The organism is Pseudosulfitobacter sp. DSM 107133 (assembly GCF_022788695.1).
Taxonomy (GTDB): Bacteria; Pseudomonadota; Alphaproteobacteria; order Rhodobacterales; family Rhodobacteraceae; genus Pseudosulfitobacter.
In genome coordinates, this window is sequence record NZ_CP085154.1 from 180,575 (window position 1) to 201,780 (window position 21,206).

The window sequence follows — 21,206 nt, forward strand, 5'->3', positions numbered from 1 at the left end:
AATTGCGCAGTGGGGGAGTGAAAAAGATTAATATAGGCCAGTATTGCTGCCTTTTAATATGCGCACGGTTCAAGTATCAGGCGCGCAGAGGACCCCAAGCAAGGTAGGTAATCCATGGCCAAGCAGCCGATGCTGAAATTCGTATCCGTCGAGCGGGACATGCCGCAAAAGCGTGAAGCCCAAGAGCGCCGCGAGGATTTCAATGAAATCTATGCCGAATTTGCGCAGGCCAAGGCCAAGGAGCAGTCCAGCCGGTGCAGCCAGTGCGGCGTGCCCTATTGTCAGACCCATTGCCCGTTGCACAACAACATCCCCGACTGGCTGCGCATGACAGCCGAGGGTCGTTTGAAAGAAGCCTACGAGATGTCGCAGGCCACCAACACCTTCCCGGAGATTTGTGGCCGCATCTGCCCGCAGGATCGTCTGTGCGAAGGCAACTGCGTGATCGAACAATCGGGCCACGGCACCGTCACTATTGGTGCAGTCGAAAAATACATTACCGACACTGCGTGGGACGAAGGCTGGGTTCTGCCGATCAAACCATCGACCGAGCGCGCCGAAAGCGTTGGCATCATCGGCGCGGGCCCCGGCGGCCTGGCCGCTGCGGACGTGCTGCGCCGGGCCGGTGTGCAGGTCACGGTCTATGACCGCTACGACCGTGCAGGCGGATTGCTGACCTATGGCATTCCCGGTTTCAAGCTGGAAAAAGACGTGGTCATGCGCCGCAACGATCAACTGGCGCAGGGCGGGGTGGCATTCGAACTGAATTGCAACGTGGGCGAAGACATCAGCTTTGCCGATCTGCGGGCGAAACATGACGCGATCATTATCGCCACGGGCGTCTACAAAAGCCGCGATCTGACCGCGCCCAACAGCACCTCCAAGGGCGTGGTGCGTGCGATTGATTTCCTGACCGCCAGCAACCGCAAGAGCTTTGGCGACGATGTGCCTGAGTTTGACAGCGGCGAACTGAACGCGAAAGGCAAGCGTATTGTCGTGATCGGCGGCGGCGACACCGCAATGGACTGCGTCCGCACCTCGATCCGTCAGGGGGCCACTTCGGTCAAATGTCTGTATCGCCGCGACCGTGCCAACATGCCGGGCAGCCAGCGTGAAGTGCAGAACGCCGAGGAAGAAGGCGTGGTGTTCGAATGGCTGAGCGCGCCCAAGGGCTTTACCGAAAAGGACGGCAACGTCACCGGTGTCATGGTGCAAAAGATGCGTCTGGGCGCTGCTGATGCCACAGGCCGTCAATCGCCCGAGATCATCGAAGGCGCGGATTACGTCGAAGACGCGGACATCGTTATCATGGCGCTGGGCTTCGAGCCCGAAGCCCTGCCGACGCTGTGGGACCTGCCCGACCTGGAAGTGACCCGCTGGGGCACTGTCATGGCCGAATTCACCACCGGCAAGACCGCGATGGATGGCGTCTATGCGGTTGGTGACATCGTGCGCGGCGCGTCGCTGGTGGTTTGGGCCATTCGTGACGGACGCGACTGCGCCAACGCCATTCTGGAGCAGTTGGCTGCGCCGCAACAGGTTGCAGCAGAGTAGGCACAGGGCCGTCACGACCGGCGGCCTTTACCCAGGCGAGACAGGACATGACTCAGACACAGGCCGATCAGATCAAGGGGCACTGCCTTTGCGGTGCGGTGACGGTGAATGCGACCGTGACCGATCCCGTGCTGCGGGCCTGCCATTGTGACATGTGCCGCGCCCACACCAGCGGCATGTTCGTGTCGTTGACCACCGACGCGGGCAGCCTGCGCTTTGATGGCCCCGTGACGACATATGCCTCGTCCGACTGGTCCAATCGCGGCTTTTGCGCGACCTGCGGGTCGACACTGTTTTACGAGATTCCCGCTGCCGGTGAACGCAATGTCGCGGCGGGACTGTTCAAGAATGCGGCAAACGCGCCGCTGGTACTGGAATTTTTTGCGGACATGTGTCCGCAGGGCTATGCGCTGGCCGGCGATCATCGTCGACTGAGCACGCCTCAGACAATCGCGATGTTCGCGCCCGTAGAAGGAGACGACCAATGACCAAATATGATGCAGACTGGGTCCGGGCCGAGGAAGCCAAACGCAAATACATGGCCGAAAACGGCCTGTATACCGAGGAAGAAGAGCATTCGTCCTGCGGCGTCGGCCTCGTGGTCAACATTGATGGCTCAAAAAGCCGTGCTGTTGTTGAAAACGGTATCGCCGCGCTGAAAGCGATCTGGCACCGTGGTGCGGTTGATGCCGACGGTAAAACCGGCGACGGCGCAGGCATTCATGTGCAAATTCCGGTGCCGTTCTTCTATGACCAGATCGAACGCACCGGCCACCGCCCGCGCAAGGACCAGCTGATTGCCGTCGGTCAGGTTTTTCTGCCGCGTACCAACTTTGCCGCGCAGGAAACCTGCCGCACAATCGTCGAATCCGAAGTGCTGCGCATGGGCTATAACATCTATGGCTGGCGCCACGTTCCGGTGAACATCGCCTGTCTGGGTGAAAAGGCCAACGCGACCCGCCCCGAAATCGAGCAGATTCTGATTTCGAACAGCAAGGGCGTGGACGAAGAGACCTTTGAGCGCGAGCTGTATGTGATCCGCCGTCGCATCGAAAAAGCCGCGCTGGCCGCGCAGGCGCCGCAGCTGTATATCGCGTCGCTGTCGTGCCGCAGCATCATCTACAAGGGTATGATGCTGGCCGAACAGGTTGCCGAATTCTACCCCGACCTGATGGACGAACGCTTTGAAAGCGCATTCGCGATCTATCACCAGCGCTATTCCACCAACACCTTCCCGCAGTGGTGGCTGGCCCAGCCGTTCCGCATGTTGGCCCACAACGGCGAGATCAACACGCTGAAGGGCAACCTGAACTGGATGAAAAGCCACGAGATCCGCATGGCATCCAGCACCTTTGGTGAAATGGCCGAAGACATCAAACCCATCGTGGCCAGCGGTTCGTCCGACAGCGCAGCACTGGATGCAGTGTTCGAGGTTCTGGTGCGTGCAGGGCGCAACGCGCCCATGGCGAAAACGATGCTGGTGCCTGAATCATGGTCCAAGCAGGCGGTCGAGCTGCCGCAGGCGTGGCGCGATATGTATTCCTATTGCAACTCGGTCATCGAACCCTGGGACGGTCCCGCCGCACTGGCGATGACCGATGGCCGCTGGGTCTGCGCCGGTCTCGACCGCAACGGTCTGCGCCCCATGCGCTATGTCGTGACCAATGACGGGATGGTCATTGCAGGGTCCGAAGCAGGCATGGTGCCGCTGGACGAATCCCGCATCGTGCGCAAGGGCGCGCTGGGTCCGGGTCAGTTGCTGGCCGTGGACATGACCGAAGGCAAGCTGTTCGACGACTCGCAGATCAAGGATCAGATGGCCGCCTCGCAGCCCTTTGGCGATTGGGTTGGCAAGATCAAGGAACTGGGCGACAGCTTTGGTGCGGTGACCGAAAAGGCGCTGTTTTCGGGTGGTGAATTGCGCCGCCGTCAGATCGCCGCCGGTTTCAGTGTCGAGGATCTGGAACAGGTTCTGGCCCCGATGGCCGAAGACGGCAAAGAGGCGCTGGCCTCGATGGGCGATGATACGCCTTCTGCCGTGCTGTCGAAAATGTACCGCCCGCTCAGCCATTTCTTCCGCCAGAACTTCAGCCAGGTGACCAACCCGCCGATCGACTCGTTGCGCGAATTCCGCGTGATGAGCCTGAAAACACGGTTCGGCAACCTCAAGAACGTGTTGGACGAAGACAGCAGCCAGACCGAGATTCTGACGCTGGACAGCCCCTTTGTCGGCAACGCGCAATGGGACGAGCTGACCACGCATTTCAACGCGAACCTGGTCGAGATCGACTGTACCTTTGTGGCGGGTGAAAACACGCTCAGCGCCGGTCTGGCCCGCATCCGCGCCGAGGCCGAGGATGCCGTGCGTTCGGGCGCCGGCCATATTGTGCTGACCGATCAGCACAGCAACGCCGACAAAGTGGCGATGCCGATGATTCTGGCAACCTCTGCTGTACACTCGCATCTGACCCGCAAGGGACTGCGCACCTTCTGTTCGCTGAACGTGCGCTGTGCCGAATGCATGGACGCGCATTATTTCGCGGTGCTGGTGGGTTGCGGCGCGACCATCGTCAACGCCTATCTGGCCGAGGATTCCATCGCCGACCGCATCGAACGCGGCCTGCTGGACGGCAACCTGACCGACGCCATCGCGCGTTACCGCGAGGCGATTGATCAGGGTCTGCTGAAAATTCTGGCCAAGATGGGCATCAGCGTTGTGTCGTCCTATCGCGGCGGTCTGAATTTTGAGGCTGTTGGCCTGAGCCGTGCCATGTGTGCCGAGTATTTCCCCGGCATGACCAGCCGCATCAGCGGGATCGGTGTCACCGGCATCCAGTCCAAGGTCGAAGACGTGCACGCCCGTGGCTGGCTGAGCGATGCGGTCCTGCCCATCGGCGGCTTCTACAAGGCGCGCAAATCCGGCGAGACTCACGCCTGGGAAGCCACGTCGATGCACATGCTGCAAATGGCCTGCAACCGCGCGTCGTTCGAGCTGTGGAAGCAATACAGCGCCAAGATGCGGAGCAACCCGCCAATTCACTTGCGCGACCTGCTGGACATCAAACCGCTGGGCAAGCCCGTGCCGCTGGAAGAGGTCGAAAGCATCACCTCGATCCGCAAGCGCTTCGTGACACCGGGCATGTCGCTGGGGGCCTTGTCGCCCGAGGCGCACAAGACCCTGAACGTTGCAATGAACCGTATCGGCGCAAAATCCGACAGCGGTGAGGGTGGCGAAGATCCGGCGCACTTTGTACCCGAAGCGAACGGCGACAACCCGTCGGCCAAGATCAAACAGGTCGCATCGGGCCGCTTTGGGGTCACTGCCGAATACCTGAACCAGTGTGAAGAGCTTGAGATCAAAGTGGCGCAGGGTGCCAAGCCCGGCGAAGGCGGCCAGCTGCCCGGCATGAAGGTCACCGACCTGATCGCGCGGCTGCGGCATTCGACCAAGGGTGTGACCCTGATCTCGCCGCCGCCGCACCACGATATCTATTCAATCGAAGATCTGGCGCAGCTGATCTATGACCTGAAGCAGATCAACCCGCGCTGCAAAGTCACCGTGAAACTGGTGGCGTCCAGCGGCGTCGGCACGATTGCGGCAGGCGTGGCCAAGGCCAAGGCGGACATCATCCTGATCTCGGGTCACAATGGCGGCACAGGTGCGTCGCCTGCAACTTCGATCAAATATGCCGGTCTGCCGTGGGAAATGGGCCTGACCGAGGCGCATCAGGTTCTGGCGATGAACAACTTGCGTGGCCGCGTGACCCTGCGGACCGATGGCGGGCTGCGCACGGGGCGTGACGTTGTCATGGCTGCGATGATGGGAGCCGAGGAATACGGCATCGGCACCGCCGCATTGATCGCGATGGGCTGCATCATGGTGCGTCAGTGCCAGTCGAACACCTGCCCTGTCGGCGTGTGTACCCAGGACGAGTCGCTGCGTGGCAAGTTCACCGGCAACGCGGACAAGGTCGTGAACCTGATCACCTTCTATGCGCAAGAAGTGCGCGAGCTGCTGGCGTCGATTGGTGCGCGCAGCCTGGACGATGTGATTGGTCGCGCGGACCTGCTGGCGCAGGTGTCCCGCGGGTCGGCACATCTGGACGATCTTGACCTGAACCCGCTGTTGATCACCGTCGATGGCGCGTCGGAAATCGTCTATGACCGTGACAAGCCGCGCAACGCGGTGCTGGACACGCTGGACGCCAAGATCGTGCGCGACGCCGCGCGGTTCCTGGAAGACGGCGAGAAGATGCAGCTGTCTTATGCGGTGCAGAACACGCACCGTACCGTGGGCACACGCACTTCCAGCCATATCGTGCGCAAGTTCGGGATGCGCAATTCGTTGCAGCCCGACCACCTGACAGTGAAACTGACCGGCTCGGCGGGTCAATCGCTGGGTGCTTTTGCGGCGCCGGGGCTAAAGCTGGAAGTGTCGGGCGACGCCAACGACTATGTCGGCAAGGGGCTGTCGGGCGGCACCATCGTGGTGCGTCCGCCGATGTCCTCGGGTATTGTTGCATCTGAAAACACCATCATCGGCAACACCGTGTTGTACGGTGCGACTGCGGGCTATCTGTTCGCAGCAGGTCGTGCCGGCGAACGGTTTGCGGTGCGCAACTCGGGCGCGTCGGTGGTGATCGAAGGCTGTGGCAGCAACGGCTGTGAATATATGACCGGCGGTGTTGCGGTGATTCTGGGCGATATCGGAGCCAACTTTGGCGCGGGCATGACCGGCGGCATGGCATATCTTTACAATCCTGTTGGTCAGGCTTCCGCCATGATGAATATGGAAACCCTGGTGACATGCCCCGTGACTGTCGACCATTGGCAGAACCAGCTTGAAACCCTGCTGGAACGGCATCTTGAGGAGACCGGTAGCCAGAAGGCGGCAGATATACTTCAGCATTGGGATATCGAGCAGAAGCATTTCATGCAGGTCTGCCCGAAAGAGATGCTTGTGCATCTGCCCGCGCCCTTGTCGATCGAGGAAACAGCGATCCCGGCGGAGTAATAACAGATGGGGCCTTTTGGCCCTATCTTTGCATCATCGCGGCACGCGCATTTCGCATACGTTCTGCGTTAACGCGCGAGCCGACATAGGTGTTTTCAGCAAGAATGTCGGCCACGCGGCCGACATTGGTTCCCATCTTCGCGGCAATGACATTGTCATCGTTGCCCGTCCAGCTGAGAAGCCAGACCGTGGCAGCATCGGCATAGCTGAGCACGGCAGGTTGTGGTGTTGTTGCCAATCCGGCGCTGCCGGAGGCACTGATTGCAGTAATCATCCCGAGGTCTCCATGTTGCGTTGCGGGAGTTGCGCGAACGGCGCAATTGCCGTTGACTGATGTTACCACGACACAGTGCGCAACCCGACCTCTTAACATTTTGATATTTATTAAATTTCTCTGAATTTTGCGTGTTGCGCGAAAGCTGTCTCTGGTATCTTGCGGTTGGCTTGGGTTCGGCATCCATATCTTGTGGCATTTCTTGAGAGAGTCAGCCCATCTTGGGTTTCTGAATTGGCCCAAGGGGTAAAGGAAATCTCTCGAACTTTACCCGGTTCGACTTGTTTCGTCTGTGAACAGCCAATGATTGCGAGCCCGCGAGGGGACGTCTATAGCTGTTGGATGGCCCGGAAAGCGACGAAAAAAACGACCAAGACCAAGACAGCAAAGCGCCCGCGTCTGGGCCGCTGGCTGTTTAGATGGTGGTTGCGTGTCGTCAGCGTGGTCTTTCTGTTGATGGTTGCGGTGGTGCTGCTGTATTCGGTCGTAAACCCGCCAACGACTATCTACATGTTTCAGGAATCGCGCCGGTTGGGCGGGCTGGATCGTCAGTGGGTGCCATTGAAAAATATTGCCCCCGTGATGGCCCGCTCGGTTGTGGCCGCTGAGGATGCGAATTTTTGCAATCATTGGGGCTTTGATCTGGTGGCCATTCGCACTGCCATCGAGGAAGGGTCGGGGCGCGGCGCGTCAACGATCAGCCAGCAGGTCGTGAAAAACGTCTTTCTCTGGCACGGGCGCAACTGGTCGCGCAAAGCACTCGAGGCTGTGATGACCCCGCTGATCGAGGCGCTTTGGTCCAAGCGCCGGATCGTCGAAATCTATCTGAATGTGGCCGAGTTTGACGAGGGCGTTTTCGGCGTTGAAGCTGCAGCGCGCCATTACTTTGGTGTGGGGCCCGAAGAACTGACCGCTGTGCAGGCCGCCCGTCTGGCGGCGATCCTGCCGCTGCCAAAAGAGCGATCCGCCAGCAATCCCAGCAAATCCGTCCGGCGGCGCGCCGCCGCGATACTGGACGGGGCGGCAACAATTGACGCGGATGGGCGCGCAACCTGTTTCCAGAGTTGAAAAGGCCCGTCGCCCCGTGCAAGGAAGGTGAACGTTTCGTTCCCCTTATAGCGGATGTCCCATGGCCAAAATGTTTCACGTCCCCCTGTCCCCCTTCTGCCGCAAGGTGCGTCTCAGCCTTGCCGAGAAGAAGATCGGGGTTGATCTGGTTGAAGAGAAATATTGGGAAGGCGACGCGGATTTTCTGCGCCGCAATCCTGCTGCCAAGGTGCCTGTTTTGCAACTGGACGGGCTGATCATGTCTGAGAGCGGTCCGATTTGCGAATACCTTGAAGAGACGCGGCCCGAACCATCCTTGCTGCCCAAGGATCCGGTTGCCCGGCTGGAGGTGCGGCGGCTGGTCGGCTGGTTCGACGACAAGTTTCACAACGAGGTCACGTCAAAGTTGCTGTACGAGCGGGTGAACAAGAAGATGATGGGTCAGGGCTATCCCGATTCGAAGAATGTGAAAGCCGGGGCCAAGGCGATCAAATATCATCTGGATTACATGACCTGGCTGCTGGATCACCGCCGCTGGCTGGCGGGGGACCAGATGACGCTGGCTGATTTTGCGGCTGCGGCGCATCTTTCGTCTTTGGACTATATCTCGGACGTGGACTGGAACCGGTCGGCGGTGGTCAAGGACTGGTACGCCAAGATCAAGAGCCGCCCCGCATTTCGCAACATTCTGGCCGATCAGGTGCCCGGCTTCCCACCGCCACGACATTACAATGACCTGGATTTTTAAGGCTGCCCTGGCGCAGGGGCTCTGCCCCTCGGCCTATGGCCTCACCCCGGGATTTTTTGAACCAGAGAAGATATGGACCTGAAGCAACAGGTAGTCGCGCGGGCCCTTGAAGAGGGTTTTGTCATGGCGCGCGTGTGTCGGCCGGATTCGGTGCCGCAGGCAGCGGAGCGGCTGCAAGAGTTTGTCAACGCGGGCTATCACGGGCAGATGGGCTGGATGACTGAACGGATGCACTGGCGGGGCAACCCGGCGGCGCTGTGGCCCGAGGCGCAATCGGTGATCATGTTGGCCGAAAGCTATGCGCCGGACTATGACCCGCTGCCATTGCTGGAGGCGCGCGGGCAAGGTGTAATTTCGGCCTATGCGCAGGGGCGTGATTACCATGATGTCGTCAAGAAGCGGCTCAAGCGGTTGGGGCGCTGGTTGATTGAGACCGCCGGGGGCGAGATCAAGGTGTTTGTCGATACAGCACCTGTGCCTGAAAAGGCGCTGGGGCAGGCGGCAGGGTTGGGCTGGCAGGGGAAACACACCAGCTTGCTCAGCCGGGAATGGGGCAATTGGGCCTTTTTAGGCTCTGTTTTTACCACGCTAAAGCTTGCGCCGGATGCGCCCGAAGTGGGGCATTGCGGGTCTTGTACCGCCTGTCTGGACATCTGTCCGACCAATGCCTTTCCCGCGCCCTATCAAATGGACGCACGGCGGTGCATTTCCTATCTGACGATTGAACATGCGGGTCCGGTCGACGCAGAGCTGCGGGCCTTGATGGGCAACCGCATTTACGGATGTGATGACTGTCTGGCCGTCTGTCCCTGGAACAAGTTTGCCGTCGCAGCCAGCGATATGCGTTATCACGGGGGTGTCGGTGCGCCGCCCTTGGCAGAGCTGGCTGCATTGGATGATGCCGGGTTTCGTGCGCGGTTCTCCGGTTCTCCGGTCAAGCGCATCGGTCGCAATCGGTTTGTGCGCAACGTGTTGTACGCGATCGGGAATTCAGGTGTCGCAGACCTGCTGCCGGTGGCCTGCGGACTGTGTGAAGATACGGATGCTACGGTGGCCGATGCGGCACGCTGGGCAGTGGCGCAATTGAAGGGAACAGCCTGATGGCGATCTTGTTGGGCGTGGATACGGGCGGAACCTATACCGATGCGGTGTTGATCCGGGATGAACAGGTGGTGATCGCCAGTGCCAAGGCGCTGACAACGCGGCAGGATCTGGCGATTGGTGTGGGTGCCGCAGTGCGCGCGGTGCTCTCGCAGTCGGGTGTGACGGCGGATCAGGTGACGATGGCGTCGCTGTCGACGACATTGGCCACAAATGCGCTGGTCGAGGGGCAAGGCGGGCGCGTGGCGCTGGTGTATATCGGCTTTCGCGAGCGGGACCTTGACGCGCACGGCCTGCGCGATGCCCTGAAGGGGGATCCGTATATTGTGCTGGGCGGGGGCCATGATCATGCGGGCGTCGAAGTGGCGTCGCTGGATGAAACATCGCTGATTGCCTTTTTAGAGACACATAAAGCGGATGTAAGCGGCTTTGCCGTCGCGGCGCAATTTGGCACGCGCAATACGGCGCATGAAGTGCGGGCGGCGGAGTTAGTGACGCAGATCACCGGGCGACCGGTTTCGGCGTCGCACCAGTTGTCAGCCAAATTGAACGGGCCCAAGCGGGCGCTGACTGCCGTGCTGAATGGGCGGTTGATCGGGCTGACCTTGCGATTGATCGGGCGCGCCGAGCAGGTGCTGGCTGATCTGGGGATCACCGCGCCGATGATGGTTGTGCGTGGCGACGGAGCGCTGATGAGCGCGGCGCAGGCGCGGGCGCGCCCCATTGAAACGATCCTGAGCGGGCCTGCGGCATCAATCGTCGGCGCGCGCTGGATGACAGGCGCAGAGACAGCTTTGGTCAGTGATATCGGCGGGACCACAACAGATGTGGCGATGCTGAAGAATGGCCGTCCTGCGATTGATCCGGCGGGCGCGCGCGTGGGTCCCTATCGCACCATGGTCGAGGCGGTAGCGATGCGGACGACGGGGCTGGGCGGTGATAGCGAGGTGCATTTTACCGTTGACGGGTTGCTGGGGGGCGTGACCCTGGGGCCGCGCAGGCTGTTGCCGGTTTCGCTGCTCGCACACGCGGCAGAAGACGCGGTGTTGCCCGTGTTAGAGCAACAATTGCGCAGAACGACACCGGGCGAATATGACGCGCGTTTTGTGCGTGCGGTGCCGGGGATCGAGGCACACGGGCTGGCGGCGCGGGACGCGGACCTGTTGGCACGGATCGGTGTCGAGGTCTGGCCGATGGGCAAGGTTCTGCGGTCGCGCATGGAAATCGCCTCTCTCAAACGGTTGGTCGAGCGTGGGTTGGTGCAGATCGCGGGGGTTACGCCTTCGGATGCGGCGCATGTTCTGGGACGTGTCGCGGCATGGCATAGAGATGCGGCGCGGATGGCCTTGGAACTGTTCGGCAGGCGACGCACCGGGGCAGGGGTAACCTTGGCACGGGACCCGCAGGTTATGGCGCAGATCATCGTGGATCGGTTGACCCATCAAACCGGCCTGGCCTTGTTAGAGACTGCTTTTGATGAAGACCCCCAGGATTTCGGCCTTCCGCCGGATGTGTTGGCGCGTCATGTTTTGATGCAACGCGGGCTCGGGAAATACGCAGGGGTCCTGCGCATTGATACCGGTCTGAACGTGCCTGTTGTCGGACTGGGGGCGTCAGCGGCCAGCTATTACCCGGCGGTAGGGGCGTTGATGGGCTGCGAGATGATCCTGCCGGAACATGCAGGGGTTGCCAACGCCATAGGGGCGGTTGTCGGGCGGGTGACCATGCGGCGCAGCGGCACGATTACATCGCCAAGTGAAGGGCGGTTCCGCGTGCATTTGGACAGCGGTCCTGAGGATTTTCAGGCGTCAGATGTGGCACTGACACGGCTTGAATCGGCCCTGCGCACGGCAGCGGTTGCGGATGCCGAGGCCGCAGGCGCGGGGGATATCCAGATAAGGGTCGAGCGGGACGTGCGCACCGCCGAAGCAGAGGCGCGGCAAGTGTTTGTCGAGGCGACACTGACGGTCGAGGCGTCGGGCCGCCCGCGTGTCGCGGACGGCTGATATTGCGTACCAGGGTCTATTCTGCGGCGCGCCTGGGCAGCACCCAGTCCGGGCGCACAAAGTGACAGGTGTACCCGTTGGGAATACGTTCCAGATAGTCCTGATGCTCTGGCTCTGCTTCCCAGAAATCTCCGACGGGTTCCACCTCTGTCACCACCTTGCCGGGCCACAGGCCGGATGCTTCGACATCGGCGATTGTGTCCAGTGCCACGGCTTTCTGGTCTTCGTCGACATAGTAGATTGCCGAACGATAGCTCAGGCCCACATCGTTGCCCTGACGGTTGGGCGTGGTCGGGTCGTGGATCTGGAAAAAGAACTCCAGCAAGGCGCGATAAGAAACGACAGCAGGATCATAGATGATCTCGATGCCTTCGGCATGGGTGCCGTGGTTGCGGTAGGTCGCGTTGGGCACGTTACCGCCGGTGTATCCGACGCGGGTGGATTTCACGCCGGGACGCTTGCGGATCAGGTCTTCCATGCCCCAGAAACACCCACCGGCCAGAACTGCGCGTGCGGTGCTCATGCCACGTCCTCTACCTGGTCAAGGTAGTCTCCATAGCCTTCGGCCTGCATGTCATCGCGATGCACAAACCGCAACGATGCCGAGTTGATGCAATAGCGCAGGCCGCCACGGTCGCGGGGGCCGTCAGGGAAAACGTGGCCCAGGTGGCTGTCGCCATGGGCGCTGCGCACTTCGGTGCGGATCATGCCCAGGCTTGCGTCGCGCAATTCGGTTACATGGGCGGGCTCGATCGGTTTGGTAAAGCTTGGCCAGCCGCAGCCGCTTTCGTATTTGTCGGCAGAGGCAAACAGCGGCTCACCCGATACGATATCGACGTATATGCCGGGCGCCTTGTTGTCCAACAGCTTGCCCGTGCCGGGACGCTCGGTGCCGTTCTGTTGGGTTACATGATATTCCTCGGGGGACAGGCGCGCGATTGCGTCGGGGTCTTTGGTGTATCTGGTCATAGTGCCTCCTGCGGATTGGATTGCCTTGGTCATAAGATGGGGTGTGCCTGTGCAATTCAAAGGGATGTTACAATCTGGTCACGGAAAGGAAAGGTGATCCGGCAGCCGTTATGTCGCGTATACACAAACAGACGCCACAGGAGCCATGCCATGAAACGCCTTGCCCAACTGTTCGCCGGCCTTAGTGTCAGTCTTGCCTTTGTTGCGGTTGCTTGGGCTGGTGTCAGCGGGCACCGGTTTTCCAATATCGACGGCGGGCAGCTGGCGATGGACGATTGGGCGGGACGCCCCGTGCTGGTTGTGAACACTGCATCGCAATGTGCCTATACACCGCAATATGCCCAGCTTCAGACCCTGTATGACCGTTACAAGGCGCGCGGGTTGGTGGTGCTGGCCGTACCGTCGGATGATTTCCGGCAAGAGCTGGGCAGTGCTGCCGAGGTCAAAGAGTTTTGCGAGCTGACTTTTGGTCTGGATATGCCGATGACCGACATCACCCATGTCACAGGGGCCCTGGCGCATCCATTCTATGCGCAGGTACGCGACGAAACCGGTTTTGAACCCCGCTGGAATTTCCACAAGGTGTTGATCGGCCCCGAAGGGCAGGTCGCCGCGACATGGGGGTCGGGCACCAGGCCGCTGTCCCCGCCTGTGATCCAGGCAATCGAAGCGCTGCTGGATTGACAGGCCGACGATCAGCGAACTGCGGGCACTATTTCTTTAGCAAACGCAGATCGAAATAACCCGAAGCGGTGCCGCCCCATTGACGCGATTTCCAGACAGTGCCGTCCCGGCGATCTACCCAATAGTGGTTTGCGAACCGGCCGGAACCGTTGATGCAATCTTCGCGCAAATGGACGGTGGGAAAGCTGCGCCCGACAATTTCAAGGCTCTCTGCGCCAAGGTTGTGAACCTCGCAGCTGAGCGACATGCGGTTTACCCCGTTTACATCGTTGCGAAAATACATGACCCGCTGGCCCGCGCTGGCGTTGCGCGTGCGCACGGCAGTAAGGGCGGGCGTGACCTCTGCCGAGGCGATGTCGTTGCCCAATCCGCGGGTGCCGATCAGGATACCATCGCGCAGGATAACCTGGTTGTTTCCGCGTGTGCTCCAAACAACGACGGTGCCGTCGCCATCGCGCACTTGTGTGGGAATCAGATAGGCGGTCTGCCCGCGTTTGGCTGAAATGACCTCAAGCGAAGGTGTGCGCAGCCCGTCCAGCAATGGCCGTGTCAGTGTCGGCAGCGCTGGCGGGTTTCGCTTTGCCTTGCGTTGGGCGATGGCAAGTTTGGCCATGTCTCCCAAGGAGGCAGCTTGCGTCGTTGCTGTTTCTGTGCCGCCAGAGCAAGCCGAGAGCAGTGCAATTGCGGCGAGTGCCGCATAGGTTCCCAGCGTTCTCATTCCCAGACTCTCCCGAAGTCAGCAACAATGTCATTGCGATGCCCGCGACGAACCTGCTCATACAGGCGCCCCGGCACGTTCAGCCGTGCGCCGCCGTCGCGCTGGATCGGGCGGATCGTTGTCGCAATGACGCGTTTCGATGGCTGACCGGTGAACCAGCTGGCCGGTATTTTCAGAATGATGCCCTTGTCGAACGACCCCTCGCCAAAGTCGGCGGCAGAGACGTTGGTCAGCGTAAAGAAGCCGCCAACGCTCCATCCATTTGCAAACTCGCGGGTCAGTGTCGCGGTTGCGCCTGTGTCGCCGGCCAGATAGCGGCCCACATCCAGTTGCCCGTAATAGCCGCCGCCAAGTTCGTAGTAGGCAGAGACGTGGCCGGTCGCGACCGTGTAATCTTGAAAGCCGAAGCGTTGTTCGAATTCGCGCTGTTTGACATAGTTCGCTTCGATACCCAAAGCGAGGCGGCTGTTTACCGGCTTCCACAACAGTTCGGCCGAGACACCACCAAACATCTGTTCCAGATAACCGGCGGTGACGCGGGCATAGGTGTTGGCGCCCGGCTTCCACTGTTTGCTGACATAAAGATTACGCAAGGCAGTGTCAGTTGCTTGGGCATATCGCAGGCCGTCGGTTCTTACGCGTTGCAGAACCGAGTTTGAATACCTGTCGCTGTCTGCAACGTTGCCAACCAGGCGGTGCCGCAGTTCACCGGCAACCAGCCAGCCGGGAGCAAACCGATAGCGGAATTCGGCGCTGACACCTGCGTCGGCGCGCACCGGGCTGTCGGGGTCGAAATAGCTGGGCGCGACATAGGGACCAAAGGAATAGTGGAAGGTCGGGTACAGGTCTGGGTTTTGCACTGAATGGGGCAGGTTGGGCGTTGCCTCGCTAAAGCCGGTGACGGACAGCAGCGCATCAACGTTGTCGGGTTCGAATTCCAGGGCCTCAAGGTCCGAGCGGCGCAGGGTTACCGTGCTGAGCGCAAGGTTGTTCTGCACGACCACAAGCCGGAAGGTTTCAACCGAGGCCGGCAGAATTTGCGCCATCACGCGCGCGGCACGGCCAATAGCGGCTGCATCAGAAGGATAGCGATGATTGAGGAACCGCAGTTCTGCACTGTTGGCGCTGACCGAAAGCTGTTCGATGGTCATGCCTTCGGTCTCAAGCAGCGGGCGCATCGCATCGCGTATGGATGCGGGGGCTGTTGCGCTCTGGCTCCAGTCTTCGGACCAGACTGCGGGGTTCGCAGTGCGCGACGGGCGTTGCTGGATGGCGCGGGGACCGGGGATACTTAGGGGCGTAATGGCGCGTCTGGGGTTGACTTGCAGCTGTGCACTGATGCCGAATTCTGATCCGTACATCCAATAGGCGCCCAGCCGCAGGTTTTGCGAATACTGGTATTCGGCGCCAAAGTTCAGCCTGCTTTTGCGGGTGAACACACCGCGCGAGGTTTCAGGCTGATAGGCGTCTGTGGAGTATTCTGCCTTGAGCGCCAAACGATCATCGACCTGCCATTCAAGGCCTGCAAAAGGTGCGGCGGGGCCGCGGAACCATTGGTCTGTGGCCAGTGTGCCACCCTTGCTGTTGGGGTCAAAGGTTGGACGATTGCTGCCGAAGGGTGCGCCGATCGAGCCAGAAGAGCCCAGACGTCCCCAACCAAGACCCGCGGTTACCTTGATGGTCCCGGGCAAACTGAAAGGCTGATCAAAATTCTTGGTGGCGACGACATATTCAGCGGCATTGATACCCGTGCCTGCGAAATCCTGAAGACCAAGGGTAATCGCGGGCCAGTACATTGTTTCACGGTGCAGCAAAAAGCGGACATCAAAGTTGCGGTCACGATAGGTGTCAAACCCGTCCGAGTTCCAGTTTTGAATGCCGACATACCGGAACGTGGCCGAAATGCGTGGCGAGAACTGGAATGTCATGGCCGTGCGGCTGATGCCGCCAAAATACGAATAGCTGACGGCGAACTGCCCGTCGGGCATCGCTTCGCCTCCTGGCATGTCGATCACACCGGGGCTGCCGTATAGATTCAGCGTTGGTTGCACAGGCATCGAAAAATGCGGGGTGCCTTCTTCGCTTTGCGCTGCACCGGCTGTGCCCAGCGCAATGGTGGCGGTTGCAAAGATGGTTTTGCGGAAGAGGAAACGCAGCACACTGCACCCGATCTGTTAAAGAAGTGTCCGGCTGAATAGACCACGCGACAGGCGGTCAGATCAACCGCAATGGCTCAGATCATCGGGCTTGCGCAGCAACCGCGGCATTCGGGCGACAATCAGCTTGCGGGATCAAGACAGCGGTGTGTATTGCGCTGCGTTTGCGATCTGGTCCTGAACGGCCAGCGAGTACCCTTCGACCCAACGCATCGCCACGGCCTTTGCGGCCTCTTCATCGCTGGCTGCAAGGGCCGCACGCAAGGCCCGCAGCGCGCTTGCGATTTCGATTTCCGACAGGGCGACTTCGTCCGCCGAGAAAATCTTGCGGTGCGTGGTGCCAACCAGATTGCCGGTCAGGGTCAGCTCTTCGGTCATCTTTTCACCCGGGCGCAAACCAGTGAATTCGATTTCGATATCACCTTCGGGGTTCTTGGCGTCGCGCACGGTATAACCCGCGCTTTCGATAATCTGACGCGCCAGTTTTTCAATATGCACAGGTTTGCCCATGTCCAGAACAAAGACTTCGCCCCCTTTGGCCATAGAACCGGCGCGCAGCACCAGATGCACGGCTTCTTGCACGGTCATGAAGTAGCGCGAAACTTCGCGGTGGGTCACGGTAACCGGACCGCCGCGGCGCAACTGTTCCTGAAACAGTGGCACAACCGAACCGGACGACCCCAACACATTGCCAAAGCGGACCATGGTGTAAATCGGCCCTTCGCCCAGCGGCACGCGCGAGGCCAGATCCTGAACCACAAGCTCTGCCAGCCGCTTGGATGCGCCCATCACGTTGGAAGGCCGCACAGCCTTGTCGGAGCTGATCAGAATGAACCGTTCAACACCGGCTTTTGCCGACTCTGAGGCAAGGGTTTGCGTGCCCAGAACATTGTTGGCCAGCCCTGTCAGCGGGTTGGTTTCGACCAACGGCACATGTTTGTAGGCAGCGGCGTGCAGAACCACCTGAATTTGATGGTCTGACAAGACACGTCGAACCTGACGGTCATCGGTGACCGATCCCAGCACGGGAATGATCTCGATTTTAGAGTCTTCGGCAATCTGGCGCAGTTCCATCTCGACCTTGTACAAGGCCACTTCGCTGAGTTCGAAAAGCACCATCTTGGCCGGGCGGCATTCCATGATCTGACGGCACAGTTCCGACCCGATCGAGCCGCCCGCGCCTGAAATCAGGACGGTTTTGCCCTGATAGCTTTCGACACCGCCCTCGCCGGTGGCCGATGAAACTTCATCACGGTTCAGGAACAGGTTCGGTTCGACGTCGGTCAGCTTGTCAACCAGCGCCTCTTCTCCGACCAATTGGGCAAAAGAGGGCAGCGATTGCACCTCAAGTCCCATCTTTTGCAGCCGCCGCGAGATTTGTGCCTGCTTCGGCAGGCTCAGAGATGGCAGGGCCAGCAAGACGCGGTCGATGTTTTTCTCGGCAGCGATCTGGGCAATACGCACCGGCGAATAGACCGGCAGTCGCGCCACAATCAGTCCGTGCAGGGCCTTGCTGTCATCGACAAAGGCGACGGGTTCAATGTTTTCGTGGCTGCGCAGCGCTGACACCAGCTGGGTGCCGGTTGTTCCCGCGCCATAGATCAGCACGCGGCACCGCACGGACGAGCGGCGATAGATCGCCAGAACGACCTGCAACATTATGGCGCGGGTGATGATCGAAAAGATAAAGAAACTGATGCCAAAGATAATATGCGTAGAAATGTTTACCGGAATGCGCGCGGCAGTGGTCAGCAAGAAGGAAACAAGAACAAGAGCCACAGAATAGGCCCCGGTCAGACCGATGGCGCCGGATTCGTAAGCGTTCAACTGGATGGTTGAGACACCCAGCAGAACCGACAGGGCACCGGAAATAAGCAGCAGATAGGGCAGCACCGGCAAATAGGACAGCAACATCGCGAATGCGTCGCCACCGTTCGCGTGCAGCGAAAATGCAAAAAGCAAAGCAAGCGGCACAAGGATCGAATCGATCACCAGCATGATGTTGCGTTTTTTGGCTCGCGACAGCGACTTAATGAAATTCAGCACTTAACGCCCCCATCTAGAACCAGACCTTCGACATGTCTGACACCGTAAAACAGATCCTAAGAGTTCGATCCAAATTAGAAATGCTGCGGCAGCGAAATGGTTCGCAGCTTCATAAAACAACAAAATTCCTCACCGTTGCCCAAAAAACGAACAACATTGTGAACTGTACGATAGAAAAAAGTGATTCGCACCTTGCGTTATTGCCCTGTCGACTTTGAGGCGGAGGACCGCCTGCGGAAAAGGTTCCCAATCGTCTGAAAAACCAAGTCAAAATCGTGGCAGGTTGATTGGTTGCGTTGGTAGATTAGGTCAAGACGCGCTTTGCGCGGGACACAGATACGGGTGTAGATGTCGTCGGTTTGCTCGGGGGTGATGCAGCGCGACAGCAGTCGGTCTTCGTGTTTGTGGAACCGGATGGTCGCCAGCCCAGTTACACCGGGACGTGATTGCAGGACCTTGTCATAGATATCGGGAAAGCGTTCGACATACTCGCGCAGCGGCGGGCGCGGGCCAACAAAGCTGAGGTCTCCCTTGAGAATGTTCCAAAGCTGCGGGAACTCGTCCAGCCGTTTGGCGCGCAGTTTCGCCCCGACCGGGGTGATCCGGCTTTGTTTGTCGCCACCTGAAACGCCTGCGTCTTCATCCACAACCGACATGGTGCGGAATTTCCACAGGCCAAAGGATTGCGTCGGTGTTTTCATACGTTCGGCCACATAGAACAGCGGTCGGCCCTGCTTGATCAGAATATAGCAGACCAGCCACAGGATGATGGGGCCAAGGATGATCACCAGAAGGCTGGCAAAAAACAGATCGAAAATGCGCTTGCGCAACGTCATGGTAAATCTCGTGACTCAAGCCAGTCGGCGACGATGCCTGTGGCGGTGCTGTCTTGTGGTGCAAAGGGGGCCAACAAGGCAAGCGTTTCGGTGTTTAATGTCACATCCCAGATCACCGGACCGTCCGGCACGCGGGTGCGCCATGGCAGGCGGGCGGCGTCCAGCAATGCTCCCATCTGGACAGCACCCGGCGCTGTCACGTTCAGAACCGGCGGCAGGGTATCGGTTGCCATAAGATGCGCCAGTGTCCGGGCAAAGACTTGTGGTCCGATATAACTGCGCCGTGGCGTCGTTCCATCAGGGTGCGCATCCAGTGACATCTGATCGTGCCATCCACCCAATATCGCATCGGCTCCGGCGACATTGCCGATGCGCAGACAGGTCACGGGCGCTCCGGTCGACAAGGCAGCCTGTTCCATTTCCAGTTTGGCCTGCCCATAGGGCGCGACCGGTTTGCAGGCGTCGGTTTCGCGCAAATCTTCTCCACCAGAGCCACAAACTGCGGCGGACGAGGCCAGAAACACACGCGCCCCCTGTGCGGCCTTGATCGCAGCCAGCGCAAGGTCGGTGTTCCGTCGCAGGGCTTGTGGGTCATGACCGATCACGCCCGCAAGGCACAAGATGCTGTCAGCGCCGGCACAAAGGTTACTTAGCCCCGTGGGGTCGTTCAGAATATCAACAACATGAAAACCGGCCATTCCGGCCCGCGACTGCCACCGGACGGCGGCTTCCGGCCAGTGCTTGCGCAGAATACCGCCCAAACGCCCTGTGGCCCCCAGGACCACATGCTTCTTATTCTTTAAATCATTGCTTGTTGACGTTGACGGCATGACCCCATTCAGTATCTTGCCGCAATAATAATTCCAACGGGTTTGCAGCATTTTGCAGACCCCATGATCCGGATATTAACTGCCGGGGGGCAATAACAGCATGACAGGACCAATGCGGGTTATCGGATGGCTTTGTGTCATGGTGTTTATGGCCGCCTGCGCAGAGTTGCCGCGCGGCGCTGCCGTTGACAAGGAAATCTTGAAAACATCCAGCGATGTTGACGCAGACTTTGCGATTTATCCTGTGACGCGGGCGTTTTTGCCGTCGGTGCAAAGCTGGCCTTCGGTTGGAGATGAACAGTACAGTTGGATTGGCGCCTCCAAAGGGCACAACTCGCAGGTGATTTCGGCTGGGGATACGCTGAACATCCGCATCTGGGATGCGGGCGAAAATTCGTTGTTGACGGGGCCCGGGTCGCCGGTGGCCGATCTGTCCGGCGTGCGTGTGACCGGTGCGGGCACTGTTTTTATTCCCTATGTGGGCAAGATCAATGTCGCAGGTCGCACACCCGACAGCGCGCGCGCTGCGATTCAAAACAGCCTCTCCGAAGTGGTTCCGTCGGCCCAGGTTCAGGTGACGATGGCCGAAGGCCGGATGAATGCGGTCGATCTGGTGGGCGGTGTCCGTGCGCCCGGATCGTTCCCGATGCCGGATCAGAACTTTTCGGTGCTGTCGCTGATTGCGGCAGGGGGCGGGGTCGACACTGGTCTGAAAAACCCGCAAATCCGTCTGGTGCGCGGTGGCAAGATCTATGGCACTTCGGTGGACCGTCTATATGAAAACCCGAACCGCGACACGCGGTTGCGGGGCGGTGACAAGGTGATTGTCGAAGCCGACGAGCGCTATTTCGTATCGCTGGGCGCGGCGGGCAGCCAGTCGCTGCATCCCTTCACCAAGGACCAGATCACAGCAACGGACGCGGTGGCCATTCTGGGCGGTGTGAACGCGGCGCGGGCCAATCCAAAGGGTATTTTGATCCTGCGTGAATATCCGGCCAGCGCCGTGCGCCCCGGTGTGCGCGGTCCGCGTCAGCAGCGGGTGGTGTTCACGCTGGACCTGACCACGGCAGACGGCCTGTTTTCGGCGCGCAACTTCATGGTCAACTCGGGCGATGTCGTGCTGGTTACCGAAAGCCGCCTGAACAGCGCCCGGACGGTTCTGGGCCTTGTCGGATCGGTGTTCGGGGTCTTCAACACGGCCAACAACCTCGGCAACTGATAGC

At 59.9% G+C, this 21,206-nt stretch carries 17 protein-coding genes; 9 read left to right on the forward strand and 8 right to left on the reverse strand.

Going from position 1 to position 21,206, the window contains the following annotated elements:
• Positions 1 to 114 precede the first annotated feature (114 nt).
• Genes DSM107133_RS00885 through gltB form a run of 3 tightly spaced genes read left to right on the forward strand, consistent with a single transcriptional unit; the run spans position 115 to position 6,568 of the window.
• Positions 115 to 1,554, forward strand: coding sequence for an NAD(P)-dependent oxidoreductase (locus tag DSM107133_RS00885; protein WP_114292932.1), 1,440 nt, complete (start codon positions 115 to 117; stop codon positions 1,552 to 1,554).
• Positions 1,555 to 1,601: 47 nt separating this feature from the next.
• A complete protein-coding gene (locus DSM107133_RS00890; RefSeq protein ID WP_114292933.1) occupies positions 1,602 to 2,042 on the forward strand; it encodes a GFA family protein in 441 nt (146 codons plus the stop codon).
• A complete protein-coding gene (gene gltB, locus DSM107133_RS00895; RefSeq protein ID WP_114292934.1) occupies positions 2,039 to 6,568 on the forward strand; it encodes a glutamate synthase large subunit in 4,530 nt (1,509 codons plus the stop codon). Before DSM107133_RS00890 ends, gltB begins: the two co-directional genes overlap by 4 nt.
• 22 nt (positions 6,569 to 6,590) lie before the next feature.
• Here gltB and DSM107133_RS00900 read toward each other — a convergent pair whose 3' ends face one another.
• A complete protein-coding gene (locus DSM107133_RS00900) occupies positions 6,591 to 6,842 on the reverse strand; it encodes a hypothetical protein (RefSeq protein WP_114292935.1) in 252 nt (83 codons plus the stop codon).
• A gap of 342 nt (positions 6,843 to 7,184) precedes the next feature.
• Here DSM107133_RS00900 and mtgA point away from each other — a divergent pair, with 342 nt between their 5' ends.
• From mtgA to DSM107133_RS00920, 4 genes are all read left to right on the forward strand, one after another.
• Positions 7,185 to 7,910 carry a monofunctional biosynthetic peptidoglycan transglycosylase gene (gene mtgA / locus DSM107133_RS00905; protein ID WP_114292936.1) on the forward strand — a complete coding sequence of 242 codons (726 nt, stop codon included), beginning with the start codon at positions 7,185 to 7,187 and terminating at the stop codon, positions 7,908 to 7,910.
• Between the two features lie 61 nt (positions 7,911 to 7,971).
• On the forward strand, positions 7,972 to 8,637 hold the full coding sequence (locus tag DSM107133_RS00910; protein ID WP_114292937.1) for a glutathione S-transferase family protein: 666 nt from the start codon (positions 7,972 to 7,974) through the stop codon (positions 8,635 to 8,637).
• 72 nt (positions 8,638 to 8,709) lie between these two features.
• Positions 8,710 to 9,738 carry a tRNA epoxyqueuosine(34) reductase QueG gene (gene queG, locus DSM107133_RS00915; RefSeq protein ID WP_114292938.1) on the forward strand — a complete coding sequence of 343 codons (1,029 nt, stop codon included), beginning with the start codon at positions 8,710 to 8,712 and terminating at the stop codon, positions 9,736 to 9,738.
• The gene (locus DSM107133_RS00920; protein ID WP_114292939.1) at positions 9,738 to 11,744 is read left to right on the forward strand and encodes a hydantoinase/oxoprolinase family protein; all 2,007 of its coding nucleotides are present in this window, start codon (positions 9,738 to 9,740) and stop codon (positions 11,742 to 11,744) included. The genes queG and DSM107133_RS00920 overlap by 1 nt, the downstream gene beginning before the upstream one ends.
• Positions 11,745 to 11,760: 16 nt before the next feature.
• Here the strand turns inward: DSM107133_RS00920 and msrA are convergent, their stop codons facing one another.
• Together msrA and msrB are read right to left on the reverse strand one after the other, a co-directional pair.
• The gene (gene msrA, locus DSM107133_RS00925; protein ID WP_114292940.1) at positions 11,761 to 12,267 is read right to left on the reverse strand and encodes a peptide-methionine (S)-S-oxide reductase MsrA; all 507 of its coding nucleotides are present in this window, start codon (positions 12,265 to 12,267) and stop codon (positions 11,761 to 11,763) included.
• On the reverse strand, positions 12,264 to 12,713 hold the full coding sequence (msrB, locus tag DSM107133_RS00930; RefSeq protein ID WP_114292941.1) for a peptide-methionine (R)-S-oxide reductase MsrB: 450 nt from the start codon (positions 12,711 to 12,713) through the stop codon (positions 12,264 to 12,266). The genes msrA and msrB overlap by 4 nt, the downstream gene beginning before the upstream one ends.
• 150 nt (positions 12,714 to 12,863) lie before the next feature.
• Between msrB and DSM107133_RS00935 the strand changes: the two genes are divergently transcribed.
• A complete protein-coding gene (locus tag DSM107133_RS00935) occupies positions 12,864 to 13,397 on the forward strand; it encodes a glutathione peroxidase (RefSeq protein WP_114292942.1) in 534 nt (177 codons plus the stop codon).
• A 28-nt stretch (positions 13,398 to 13,425) separates the two neighbouring features.
• On the opposite strand, the gene DSM107133_RS00940 is transcribed toward DSM107133_RS00935, so the two are convergent.
• The 5 genes from DSM107133_RS00940 to DSM107133_RS00960 form a co-directional block, all read right to left on the reverse strand.
• Positions 13,426 to 14,115 (reverse strand): YjbF family lipoprotein, encoded by a 690-nt coding sequence (locus tag DSM107133_RS00940; protein WP_114292943.1) that lies wholly within the window; start codon positions 14,113 to 14,115, stop codon positions 13,426 to 13,428.
• On the reverse strand, positions 14,112 to 16,274 hold the full coding sequence (locus DSM107133_RS00945) for a YjbH domain-containing protein (RefSeq protein WP_114292944.1): 2,163 nt from the start codon (positions 16,272 to 16,274) through the stop codon (positions 14,112 to 14,114). Before DSM107133_RS00945 ends, DSM107133_RS00940 begins: the two co-directional genes overlap by 4 nt.
• A gap of 132 nt (positions 16,275 to 16,406) precedes the next feature.
• Positions 16,407 to 18,317, reverse strand: coding sequence for a nucleoside-diphosphate sugar epimerase/dehydratase (locus tag DSM107133_RS00950; RefSeq protein ID WP_114292945.1), 1,911 nt, complete (start codon positions 18,315 to 18,317; stop codon positions 16,407 to 16,409).
• Positions 18,318 to 18,514: 197 nt separating this feature from the next.
• Complete coding sequence (locus DSM107133_RS00955) at positions 18,515 to 19,153, reverse strand: sugar transferase (protein WP_114292946.1); 639 nt, start codon at positions 19,151 to 19,153, stop codon at positions 18,515 to 18,517.
• Positions 19,150 to 20,034, reverse strand: a complete 885-nt coding sequence (locus tag DSM107133_RS00960; protein WP_114292947.1) for an NAD-dependent epimerase/dehydratase family protein — start codon at positions 20,032 to 20,034, stop codon at positions 19,150 to 19,152. Before DSM107133_RS00960 ends, DSM107133_RS00955 begins: the two co-directional genes overlap by 4 nt.
• Before the next feature lie 61 nt (positions 20,035 to 20,095).
• On the opposite strand from DSM107133_RS00960, the gene DSM107133_RS00965 reads away from it, so the two are divergent.
• Positions 20,096 to 21,202: a polysaccharide biosynthesis/export family protein gene (locus DSM107133_RS00965; protein WP_240310480.1), complete on the forward strand. Its 1,107-nt coding sequence runs from the start codon at positions 20,096 to 20,098 to the stop codon at positions 21,200 to 21,202.
• Positions 21,203 to 21,206: the final 4 nt, after the last annotated feature.